We start from the raw sequence: 10,344 nt of genomic DNA, 5'->3' as shown, positions 1-10,344 counted from the left end.
CGGAGAGGTGCGGAGGTACAGCGGTCAGGCCTTCTTGGCCGACTCGGCCTCGCCCTTCACCTCTGCCCCGTCTTCTTCCTCGTCCTCTGCCTCGGAGTCCTTGGCTGCTGCCTCGGCGTCCGCCTTGGTTTCCGCCTTGGCCTCTGTCTTCTTCCCGGCGGACTCGGAGTCCGCGTCGGAGGCGGCGGGCTCGGTGTCGTCCTCGGACTTCTTGTCCAGGTCCACCGCGGTGCCGTCCTCGTCGGTGTCGTCCGGGGCGTTCGGCTCGACGACCTCTTCGCGGCCCGGCCTGCGTCGCGCCGACAGCACGATGTAGAGCACGGCGAGGACGAAGACCACGATCGAGGTCCAGCCGTTCAGACGCAGCCCCAGGAAGTGGTGGGCCTCGTCGACACGCATGTACTCGATCCAGAAGCGGCCCACGCAGTACGCGGCGACGTACAGCGCGAAGGCACGGCCGTGGCCGAGCTTGAAGCGGCGGTCGGCCCAGATGACGAGGACCGCGACACCGATGCACCACAGCGACTCGTACAGGAACGTCGGGTGGTAGTACCCGGGCTCCCGGCCGTCCGTCACGGACGTGATGTGCAGCGCCCAGGGCAGGTCGGTCTCGCGCCCGTACAGCTCCTGGTTGAACCAGTTGCCCCAGCGGCCGATGGCCTGCGCGAGGGCGATGCCGGGGGCGAGGGCGTCCGCCCAGGCCGGCAGCGGGATGCCACGGCGGCGGCAGCCGATCCAGGCACCCACCGCGCCGAGCGCGATGGCCCCCCAGATACCGAGGCCGCCCTCCCAGATCTTGAAGGCGTCGACCCAGTCCTGACCCTCGCTGAAGTACAGCTGGTAGTCGGTGATGACGTGGTACAGCCGCCCGCCGACGAGGCCGAACGGCACGGCCCACACGGCGATGTCCGCCACGGTGCCTGGCCGGCCACCGCGCGCGACCCAGCGCCTGTTGCCGAGCCAGACGGCTACGAAGACGCCGATGATGATGCAGAACGCGTAGCCACGCAGCGGAATGGGGCCGAGGTGCAGCACACCGCGCGAAGGACTGGGGATATAGGCAAATTCCATGGCGGGGTCGACGCTACCCTGCCGGACGGCACGTACGGCAACCCGCCCGGGCTACGGGTCCATAACGAGACCGGGCGAGGCCGGGCGGGACCCGGCGGCCCCGCCCCCGCTCACGCCTTGTCGGCCTGCTGCACCATCTGCTTCAGCTTGGCCGGGGTCATCGTCTGGTCCTGGTAGATGTTCTTCCCGTTCAGCAGGACCGTCGGGGTGCCGCTGAAACCGCCGCCCTGGAAGGCCTTGTGGGACTTGGCGACCCAGCTGTCGTGCGTGCCGTCGTCGACGCACTTCTTGAAGGTGTCGGTGGTGAGTCCGTCCACCTTGCCGGCCAGCTCGATCAGCTTGCTGTTCTTCGCGAACGCGTCGTCCGTCTCGGCGGGCTGGTTCTCGAACAGCACGTCGTGGTAGGCGGGGAACTTCCCGGCGTCCTGGGCGCACGCCGCGGCGTTGGCGGCTCGCAGGGAGCCGCTCCCTCTCATGTTCCCGTCGATCAGGGTCGCCAGGTGGTACTCGGCCTTGAGCTGTCCGGAGTCCGTCAGCTCATGGATCGTCGAGCGGTAGGCGTCCTCGAAGCTCTTGCAGGCCGGACAGCGGAAGTCCTCCCACACGGTGAGGGTCGACTTCGCGCTCTCCTTGCCGACGGGGATGGCGAGGCTGTCGTCGCCGTTCGCCCCCGAGGGTGCCGTCAGCGGGCCCGCCTCGGTGTCCGCCTTGTCGTCGCCCGAGTTCGCGGCCAGGACGCCGATCACCCCGGCCAGGGCCAGTACGCAGACGACCGCACCGCCCACCACCAGCACCCGGCGGCGCTTGTCGGCCGTCTTCTGCTTGTCTCGCTCTTCCGCCAGCCGCTCGCGGGCGGTGCGCTTTCCGTCACGGTTCTTCTCGCTCACATCCCGCAGAACGAACCGGGGAGGCGCACCGCGCCTCCCCGGCCCCAGGTCCACCCGTTCGAGTGAGCGGACTTTCGAGCGGGCGGTCGTCCACCGCACCGGCCGCTACGCCGCCGCTACACCGTGCCGCGCACGCCCTCGGCGAGGTCGGCGGCGAGGGCCCGTACGGCGTCCAGGCCCGCGGCCTCGTCGGGGGCGTCCAGCATCAGCTTCACGAAGGCCGAGCCGACGATGACGCCGTCGGCGAAGCCGGCGACCTCGCTCGCCTGTACCGCGTTCGAGACGCCGAGGCCGACACAGACCGGGAGGTCGGTGGTGGCCTTGGTGCGCCGGACGAGCTCCTGCGCCTGGGCACCCACGGACGCGCGGGTGCCGGTGACTCCCATCAGCGAGGCCGCGTACACGAAGCCGGAGCCCGCCGCGGTGATGTCGGCGAGGCGGGCGTCCTTGCTGCTGGGCGCGACGACGAAGACGGTCGCGAGGCCGTGCTTCTCGGCGTGCTCCCTCCACAGCGCCGACTCCTGGACGGGGAGGTCGGGCAGGATGCACCCGGCGCCGCCCGCCTCGGCCAGTTCGGCGGTGAAGCGCTCGACGCCGTAGCGGTCGATCGGGTTCCAGTACGTCATCACGAGGACGGGCCTGCCGGTGGCCTCGTACGCCTCGCGGACCGTGCGCATCACGTCCGCGATCTTGAGGCCGCCGCGCAGGGCGATGTCGTCGGCGGTCTGGATGACGGGTCCGTCGAGGACGGGGTCGCTGTGCGGCAGGCCCACCTCGACGACGTCCGCGCCGCCCTCGAAGACGGCCTTGACGGCCGCGATCCCGCCGTCGACGGTCGGGAAGCCTGCGGGGAGGTACGCGATGAGCGCGGACCGGCCCTCGGCCTTCGCCGCGGCGAGGGTGTCGCTCAACAGCCGGATGTTGCCACTCACTTGGCGTCCCCTTCGATCTCGGCGGTGTCGCTGTCGGCGTCCGCCTCGACGACGGCGTCCGCCTCGGTGTCGTACAGGCCGAAGTAGCGGGCGGCCGTGTCCATGTCCTTGTCCCCGCGGCCGGAGAGGTTGATGACGATCAGCCCGTTGGGGCCGAGCTCCTTGCCGACCTCCAGGGCGCCTGCGAGCGCGTGGGCGCTCTCGATCGCCGGGATGATGCCCTCGGTGCGGGAGAGCAGGCGCAGGGCCTGCATGGCCGCGTCGTCGGTGACGGCCCGGTACTCGCCGCGGCCGCTGTCCTTGAGGTAGGCGTGCTCGGGGCCGATGCCCGGGTAGTCGAGTCCGGCCGAGATCGAGTAGGGCTCGGTGATCTGGCCCTCCTCGTCCTGGAGGACGTAACTGCGGGAGCCGTGCAGGATGCCCGGCTCGCCGGCCGTCAGGGTGGCCGCGTGCTCGCCGGTCTCGATGCCGTGTCCGGCGGGCTCGCAGCCGATGAGGCGTACGTCCGCGTCCGGGATGAAGGCGTGGAAGAGGCCGATGGCGTTGGAGCCGCCGCCGACGCAGGCGATCGCCGCGTCGGGGAGACGGCCGGCGCGCTCCAGGATCTGGCGGCGGGCCTCGACGCCGATGACGCGGTGGAAGTCGCGGACCATCGCCGGGAAGGGGTGCGGTCCGGCGACCGTGCCGAACAGGTAGTGGGTGCGGTCGACGTTGGCGACCCAGTCGCGGAAGGCCTCGTTGATGGCGTCCTTCAGCGTGCGGCTGCCGGACTTCACGGCGATGACCTCGGCGCCCAGCATGCGCATCCGGGCCACGTTGAGGGCCTGGCGCCGGGTGTCGATCTCGCCCATGTAGATGGTGCATTCGAGGCCGAACAGCGCGCAGGCGGTGGCCGTGGCGACACCGTGCTGGCCGGCGCCGGTCTCGGCGATCACGCGCGTCTTGCCCATGCGCTTGGTGAGCAGGGCCTGGCCGAGCACGTTGTTGATCTTGTGGGAGCCGGTGTGGTTGAGGTCTTCCCGCTTCAGGAAGACCCGGGCGCCACCGGCGTGCTCGGCGAACCTCTTGACCTCGGTGAGGGAGCTGGGCCGGCCGGTGTAGTGGACGAGCAGGTCGTCCAGTTCCCGGGCGAACTCGGGGTCGGACTTGGCCTTGTCGTACTCGACGGCGACCTCGTCCACGGCGGCGACCAGCGCCTCCGGGATGAACTTGCCGCCGAACGCGCCGAAGTACCCCTCGGCGCTCGGAACGTGACCTTCGGGGTCGGGAATGAAGAACTCGCTGGACATGCGGTTACCTCGCTGGGGCGTCGGCCCCGGGATTGGTCGGAAGGGGGGTCACGGGGATCGCACGTCACCTTCGATGAGGCAGCGCCCCTTCAGGGGCGCGGGGGAACTGCGCGACCAGCCCTCACCGGCCCGCGGGTTCATCAACGGGCTTCCGGCGGAGCACTTGGACGCGGTTCAGCTCACCGCGGGTGACACGCGCCGGCGCCATCGCATGCCGTTCACCTGGCCCGGCTCGTCGCCGATGACGTACCGCACCCGCCGCCCGTGCACACGCCGCGCGGGCGCCCGGCAGCCGCGCGGACGGCAGCCGCGGGCGAGCCGGGCATAGGGGCCGCGGGCCACCGAGGGCGCCGCGGCGGCGGACCGCACACCTGCCGGACCACCGTCCGGGCGGGAGCCCGGACGGGTGGTCGTGGCGAGGAGGCGGTCGGCGTGCATCGGGGGTGTCAGCCCCGTCCGTGCCGCAGCGCGGGGTGCGCGCCCGCGGCGACCAGGTCGGAGACGGCGGTCTTCGGGTCCCGGCCGGTCACCAGGGACTCACCGACGAGTACGGCGTCGGCGCCCGCGTTGGCGTAGGCGATGAGGTCGTGCGGCCCGCGGACACCGGACTCGGCGATCTTCACGATGTGCGCGGGGATCTCGGGTGCGATGCGCTCGAAGGTGCCGCGGTCGACCTTGAGGTCCTTGAGGTTGCGCGCGTTGACGCCGATGACCTTCGCCCCGGCGTCCACCGCCCGGTCGACCTCGTCCTCGTCGTGCACCTCGACGAGCGGGGTGAGCCCGATGGACTCGGCGCGCTCGATGAGGGACTCCAGGGCGGGCTGGTCGAGGGCGGCCACGATGAGCAGCGCGAGGTCGGCCCCGTACGCCCGGGCCTCCCACAGCTGGTACGACGTGACGATGAAGTCCTTGCGCAGCACCGGGATGTCGACCCGGGCCCGGACGGCCTCCAGGTCGGCGAGCGAGCCGCCGAAGCGGCGCTGTTCGGTGAGCACGGAGATGACGGCCGCGCCGCCGGCCTCGTAGTCCGCGGCGAGGGCCGCGGGGTCCGCGATCGCGGCGAGGGCGCCCTTGGACGGGCTGGAGCGCTTGACCTCGCAGATGACCTTGACGCCGTCGCCGCGCAGGGCCGCGACACCGTCCTTGGCAGGCTGAGCCTTCGCGGCGCGCTCCTTGAGCTCGTCGAGGCTGACGCGCGCCTGCCGCTCCGCGAGGTCGGCACGGACTCCGTCGATGATCTCGTCGAGCACACTCACGCGAGCGGCCCCCTTCCCTGACGGTGAACGGTTGAAGCGGTTCTGCGGTCGACCGGGGTTTTGTCGCATCGGACGAAACCGGTGGTCACTGCGATGGTATCCGCAGGAGGGCTTGGCCCTCACATCCGGTTGACGCCGGTCCCACTACCTGGACGTTCACCGGTTGATCAAGGGTGGAGCCAGCCACCGAACGGCAGGTTCCGGACAACGGTGAAGACCAGCAACAACGCGCCCAGCGTCCACAGCAGCGGGGTCCCGGGATCGACCCGGGTGGGCCGGCCCCGGATCGTGCGGACCACCCAGACGGTCCACAGCACGGCGAAGACCAGATAGCCGATCACGGCGACCGCGTTGGCTCCCAGGGCCGTACCGAGGTCCCCGTGCACGACGGCGTAGGCGCTGCGCAGTCCTCCGCAGCCGGGGCAGTAGACGCCCGCGTACCGGAGCAGCGGGCAGGCGGGGTAGTGGCCCGGTTCGTTCGGGTCGACGGTTCCCACGTACGCGAAGGCCGCGGCGACGGCCACGAGGATCCCGCCGGGCACGGCGAGCCGTCGTAGAGCGGTCGCGGATCCGGGAGCGGGCGTCATCCTCTGGGATTCGGCGTTCACCCGTCGCATTCTGCCGCGCCGGGGTGTCTGCCGCACACGGCGGGAGGCGGCTCCGACGCTCGAAGAGCCGGACCCGCCTCGTGTGATGCCGTGACGCGTGGTGCGGTGCCGGGGTCAGCTCTCGGCCGACGCCACCTGGTGGGTGGGGTGGGTGCGCTTCGCCTGGCCGAGGCCCGCCGCGCGCATCGCCATGCCGACCACGCCACCGAGGGCGACGATGACCATGCCGGCCCAGAAGCCCAGCGGGCTGGCCATGACCATGAAGGCACCGGAGACGCAGAAACCGATGATGGCGATGATGACACCGGTCCAGGCGGCCGGGGTGTGACCGTGGCTGCTGCCCGCCATGACTTGCTCCTCGTTGCTGTACGTGTATGAGTCGGACACTCGCTCACCATTGTCCCGCACCGGCGTACGTGCCTTTGTCCGGGGGTGGCCCCCGTAAGGCCGGGGGCCGGGCGAGGGCCGGCCGCGCAGTTCCCCGCGCCCCTGAAGAACGGGGCTGCGCCCCGCTTCCGGCCCCAGCCGGGCCCCACCAGGGGCGCGGGGAACGGCGCAATCGTTTCGTCTTTGCCCTTGGGGGCGCGGGCAACGGCGCAACCGTTTCGCTTTCAAGGGGCGCGGGGAACGGCGCGACAAGCCCCCACCGGGCCCGCAGCCGAAGAAGCGCACCCAAGTGGGGCGCTACGCGCCCGTAGGGTCCTCGCCCCGGTCGAGCGCCTTCCAGATCTCCTCGGGCCGGTCGGGATCCACCGGCGCCCGGACCCGCCGGGGCCTAGGCGTCCCGTCCCGCTCGTACCGCCCGGACATGGTCGGCCACAGCCGCCCGTACCGCAGCGCGAGCAGCCCCGCGAGAAGCAACAGCAGACCCCCCACCGCGGCCACGTACGGCCACCCGGTGTGGGTCATGGCGCCCACGGTCGCGGCGGTGTCCCCGGTGGCCTCCGCGGCCTTCTCGTCGAGCGCCGAGCTGTCGGAGAGACCGAGGAGCGCCGAGGCGATCGTCCCCGCGCCGGAGAGCGCGAGGAGTCCGGCGACCAGGAAGCGGCCGGCCCGGCGGACGGCGAAGACGGCGACGAGGGAGGCGAGTCCCACTATCGCCAGGGAGGCGGGGACGCCCGTGACGTCACTGCCTGAGGCGCTCAGCGGAAAGTCGCCACCGGCCACGGTCGCCGTGCCGCCCGACCAGCCACGCCGGGTGGCGAGCAGCACGAGGGCCGCGCCGAGCGCGCCGGACAGCAGGGCGACGGCAAGGCTTCGGCGGCCGGACCGGGCGGGTCCGGGAGCTTCGGATCGGGGGTGCGGTACAGCAGTCACGTACCCCACTATCGCCTGAACTCCGGGCGAACCGTCACCCGGGGACACGTGACCCGCGTCGCACTGCGCGCGAATGTCTGCTTGTCGACCTCTTGACTACCGGTGGCCCCGGGACGGCCGCAGCCCGCTGTCAGGAGAGCCGGTTGGCCGTGTGGACCGCGCGGAGGACCGCCGCCGCCTTGTTGCGGCACTCGGTGTCCTCGGCGACGGGATCCGAGTCGGCGACGACCCCGGCGCCCGCCTGCACGTACGCCGTGCCGTCGCGGAGCAGAGCCGTCCGGATGGCGATGGCGGTGTCGGAGTCGCCCGCGAAGTCGAGGTAGCCGACACAGCCGCCGTACAGGCCGCGCCGCGAGGGCTCCAGTTCGTCGATGATCTGCATCGCGCGGGGCTTGGGGGCGCCGGAGAGGGTGCCGGCGGGGAAGCAGGCGGTCAGTACGTCGAAGGCCGTACGGCCTTCGGCCACCTTGCCGGTGACCGTGGACACGATGTGCATGACGTGCGAGTAGCGCTCGATGGACATGAAGTCGACGACCTCCACGGAGCCGGGCTCGCAGACCCGGCCGAGGTCGTTGCGGCCCAGGTCGACGAGCATCAGGTGCTCGGCGCGCTCCTTGGGGTCGGAGATCAGCTCGTCGGCGTACGCCTGGTCCTCCTGGACGGTGGCGCCGCGCGGCCGGGTGCCCGCGATGGGGTGGACCATCGCCTGCCCGTCCTCGACCTTGACCAGGGCCTCCGGGGAGGAGCCCACGACGTCGAAGCCGTCGAAGCGGAAGAGGTACATGTACGGGGAGGGGTTGGTCGCCCGCAGGACCCGGTAGACGTCCAGCGCGCTCGCCGTGCACGCCGTCTCGAAGCGCTGGGAGGGGACGACCTGGAAGGCCTCGCCGGCCCGGATGCGCTCCTTGATGTCGTCGACGGCGACCTGGTAGTCGGGGCCGCCCCACAGCGCGGTGTACTCCGGCAGCTCGGACGGCGGGAGCGCCGCCGGGGGCTGCGAGACGGAGCGGGAGAGGTCCGCCTCCATGGCGTCGAGGCGGGCCACGGCGTCGTGATAGGCCTCGTCGACGCCCGTGTCGAGGTCGTTGTGGTTGATCGCGTTGGCGATCAGCAGGACCGAGCCGTCCCAGTGGTCCATGACCGCGAGGTCACTGGTGAGCAGCATGGTCAGCTCGGGCAGTTTCAGGTCGTCGCGCTCGCCGGGGCCGATCTTCTCCAGGCGGCGCACGATGTCGTAGCCGAGGTAGCCGACCATGCCGCCGGTGAACGGGGGCAGTCCGGACAGGCCTTGGCCCTGGACGAGGTCGTGCGGCGTGTGGAGGGCCTCGATGGTGGCGCGCAGGGCCGCGAGGGGGTCGCCGTGGGCCGGGACGCCGACGGGCGGGGTGCCCAGCCAGTGCGCCTGGCCGTCGCGCTCGGTGAGGGTGGCGGCCGAGCGGACGCCCACGAAGGAGTAGCGCGACCATGTTCGGCCGTTCTCCGCGGACTCCAGGAGGAAGGTGCCGGGGCGCTCGGCGGCGAGCTTGCGGTAGAGCGCGACGGGGGTGTCGCCGTCCGCGAGGAGCTTGCGGCTGACGGGGATGACACGCCGGTCGGTGGCCAGCTTGCGGAAGGTGTCGAGGTCCATGGCGGCTGACCTTACTGATCCACGGCCGGTACGCCGGAACCGGCGCCCCCTGCGTCCCCGGCGTCCTTGAGGAGCACGTCGGCGTCGAAGCAGGTGCGGTCGCCGGTGTGGCAGGCGGCGCCCACCTGGTCGACCTTGACCAGCAGGGTGTCGGCGTCGCAGTCGAGGGCGACGGACCTGACCCACTGGAAGTGTCCGGAGGTGTCGCCCTTGACCCAGTACTCCTGGCGGCTGCGCGACCAGTAGGTGCACCGGCCGGTCGTCAGCGTGCGATGCAGCGCCTCGTCGTCCATCCAGCCGAGCATCAGCACCTCACCGGTGTCGTACTGCTGGGCGATGGCGGGTACGAGCCCGTCGGCGCTGCGCCTGAGGCGTGCGGCGATCTCGGGATCCAGGCCGCTGGGCCTGCTGGGCGTGGGCGTGCTGGTCATGCCGACCATTGTGCCGCGCCGGCCGCACGTGTCCGGACGGCGTCCACTGGATGAGAGGGCCGGACCGGACGAGAGGACCGGACCGGGCGAGGCCGCCGGACAAAAGGGCGGGGCAGGTGAGATCGGTGGCCCGGAGAAGTGGGCGGACCGCGGGGGCGGTCGTAGGCTGGCAGACATGTCGACCCATGCGAAGCGTGAACGACTTCTCCTCGCCGATCTGTTGGAGGCCGAGGGACCGGACGCCCCGACTCTGTGCGAGGGCTGGAACACCCGTGATCTCGCCGCCCATGTCGTGGTGCGCGAGCGCCGCCCCGATGCCGCCGGCGGCATCCTGATCAAGCAGCTCGCCTCACGTCTCGACCGGGTGATGGCTGAGTTCGCCGCGAAGCCGTACGAAGAGCTGGTCCAGCTCATCCGTACGGGGCCGCCGCGCTTCTCGCCGTTCTCCCTCAAGCAGATCGACGAGGCGTCGAACGCGATCGAGTTCTACGTCCACACCGAGGACGTGCGCCGTGCCCGGCCGGACTGGGTGCCGCGGGTCCTCGACCCGGTCTTCCAGGACGCCCTGTGGTCCCGGCTCGAACGGGCGGCCCGGCTGATGGGCCGCGGCGCGCCCACCGGCCTGGTCCTGCGCCGCCCGGACGGCCAGACGGTCGTCGCCCACAAGGGCACCCCCGTGGTCACGGTCACCGGCGACCCCTCCGAGCTGGTCCTCTTCGCGCACGGCCGGCAGGGCGTGGCCGACGTGGAGGTGGACGGCGACAAGGACGCGATCGCCAAGCTCCAGGAGACGAAGCAGCTGGGTCTGTAGCCGGGAGCCGCGGCTCCTCGTCGGCTCCCCCTCGGCTCCCCTCGGCTGCTCCTCGCGAGGGCCCGCGCTCCGGGAGGGGCGCGGGCAGGCCACGCGGGTCGGCCCCGGGGCGATG

General features: G+C 71.9%; 12 protein-coding genes. 1 reads left to right on the top strand and 11 read right to left on the bottom strand.

Annotated features, from left to right (window positions below; translation table 11 throughout):
* Positions 1-24 precede the first annotated feature (24 nt).
* From lgt to hisI, 11 genes are all read right to left on the bottom strand, one after another.
* Positions 25-1,071 (bottom strand): prolipoprotein diacylglyceryl transferase, encoded by a 1,047-nt coding sequence (lgt, locus tag OHS59_RS32565; protein ID WP_328496923.1) that lies wholly within the window; start codon positions 1,069-1,071, stop codon positions 25-27.
* 110 nt (positions 1,072-1,181) lie between these two features.
* The gene (locus OHS59_RS32560; protein WP_328496922.1) at positions 1,182-1,958 is read right to left on the bottom strand and encodes a DsbA family protein; all 777 of its coding nucleotides are present in this window, start codon (positions 1,956-1,958) and stop codon (positions 1,182-1,184) included.
* 116 nt (positions 1,959-2,074) lie between these two features.
* Entirely contained in the window at positions 2,075-2,890 is an 816-nt protein-coding gene (gene trpA, locus OHS59_RS32555; RefSeq protein ID WP_328496921.1) for a tryptophan synthase subunit alpha, read from the bottom strand.
* Entirely contained in the window at positions 2,887-4,179 is a 1,293-nt protein-coding gene (gene trpB / locus OHS59_RS32550) for a tryptophan synthase subunit beta (RefSeq protein WP_328496920.1), read from the bottom strand. The genes trpA and trpB overlap by 4 nt, the downstream gene beginning before the upstream one ends.
* A 174-nt stretch (positions 4,180-4,353) precedes the next feature.
* Entirely contained in the window at positions 4,354-4,617 is a 264-nt protein-coding gene (gene trpM / locus OHS59_RS32545) for a tryptophan biosynthesis modulator TrpM (protein WP_328496919.1), read from the bottom strand.
* Positions 4,618-4,625: 8 nt separating this feature from the next.
* Positions 4,626-5,435: an indole-3-glycerol phosphate synthase TrpC gene (gene trpC / locus OHS59_RS32540; protein ID WP_328496918.1), complete on the bottom strand. Its 810-nt coding sequence runs from the start codon at positions 5,433-5,435 to the stop codon at positions 4,626-4,628.
* A gap of 167 nt (positions 5,436-5,602) precedes the next feature.
* A complete protein-coding gene (locus tag OHS59_RS32535) occupies positions 5,603-6,052 on the bottom strand; it encodes a DUF2752 domain-containing protein (RefSeq protein WP_328496917.1) in 450 nt (149 codons plus the stop codon).
* Between the two features lie 105 nt (positions 6,053-6,157).
* Complete coding sequence (locus tag OHS59_RS32530; protein ID WP_328499443.1) at positions 6,158-6,391, bottom strand: HGxxPAAW family protein; 234 nt, start codon at positions 6,389-6,391, stop codon at positions 6,158-6,160.
* 336 nt (positions 6,392-6,727) lie between these two features.
* Positions 6,728-7,369, bottom strand: a complete 642-nt coding sequence (locus OHS59_RS32525; RefSeq protein WP_328496916.1) for a TIGR02234 family membrane protein — start codon at positions 7,367-7,369, stop codon at positions 6,728-6,730.
* A gap of 121 nt (positions 7,370-7,490) precedes the next feature.
* Positions 7,491-8,987: an anthranilate synthase component I gene (locus OHS59_RS32520; RefSeq protein ID WP_328496915.1), complete on the bottom strand. Its 1,497-nt coding sequence runs from the start codon at positions 8,985-8,987 to the stop codon at positions 7,491-7,493.
* 11 nt (positions 8,988-8,998) lie between these two features.
* Positions 8,999-9,418: a phosphoribosyl-AMP cyclohydrolase gene (gene hisI / locus OHS59_RS32515; protein WP_328496914.1), complete on the bottom strand. Its 420-nt coding sequence runs from the start codon at positions 9,416-9,418 to the stop codon at positions 8,999-9,001.
* Positions 9,419-9,593: 175 nt separating this feature from the next.
* Here hisI and OHS59_RS32510 point away from each other — a divergent pair, with 175 nt between their 5' ends.
* Positions 9,594-10,229 (top strand): TIGR03085 family metal-binding protein, encoded by a 636-nt coding sequence (locus OHS59_RS32510; protein ID WP_328496913.1) that lies wholly within the window; start codon positions 9,594-9,596, stop codon positions 10,227-10,229.
* The last annotated feature ends 115 nt before the right edge of the window (positions 10,230-10,344 follow it).

The sequence above is a fragment of the Streptomyces sp. NBC_00414 genome (genome assembly GCF_036038375.1).
In the GTDB taxonomy this organism is placed as follows: domain Bacteria; phylum Actinomycetota; class Actinomycetes; order Streptomycetales; family Streptomycetaceae; genus Streptomyces.
This window is presented reverse-complemented; position numbering and strand designations above follow the sequence as displayed.

Bases quoted from the DNA above. Each gene is read 5' to 3' on its own strand.
- lgt (WP_328496923.1), bottom strand. From the start codon at position 1,071: ATGGAATTTGCCTATATCCCCAGTCCTTCGCGCGGTGTGCTGCACCTC.
- trpB (WP_328496920.1), bottom strand. From the start codon at position 4,179: ATGTCCAGCGAGTTCTTCATTCCCGACCCCGAAGGTCACGTTCCGAGC.
- trpM (WP_328496919.1), bottom strand. From the start codon at position 4,617: ATGCACGCCGACCGCCTCCTCGCCACGACCACCCGTCCGGGCTCCCGC.
- OHS59_RS32535 (WP_328496917.1), bottom strand. From the start codon at position 6,052: ATGCGACGGGTGAACGCCGAATCCCAGAGGATGACGCCCGCTCCCGGA.
- OHS59_RS32530 (WP_328499443.1), bottom strand. From the start codon at position 6,391: ATGGCGGGCAGCAGCCACGGTCACACCCCGGCCGCCTGGACCGGTGTC.
- OHS59_RS32520 (WP_328496915.1), bottom strand. From the start codon at position 8,987: ATGGACCTCGACACCTTCCGCAAGCTGGCCACCGACCGGCGTGTCATC.
- hisI (WP_328496914.1), bottom strand. From the start codon at position 9,418: ATGACCAGCACGCCCACGCCCAGCAGGCCCAGCGGCCTGGATCCCGAG.
- OHS59_RS32510 (WP_328496913.1), top strand. From the start codon at position 9,594: ATGTCGACCCATGCGAAGCGTGAACGACTTCTCCTCGCCGATCTGTTG.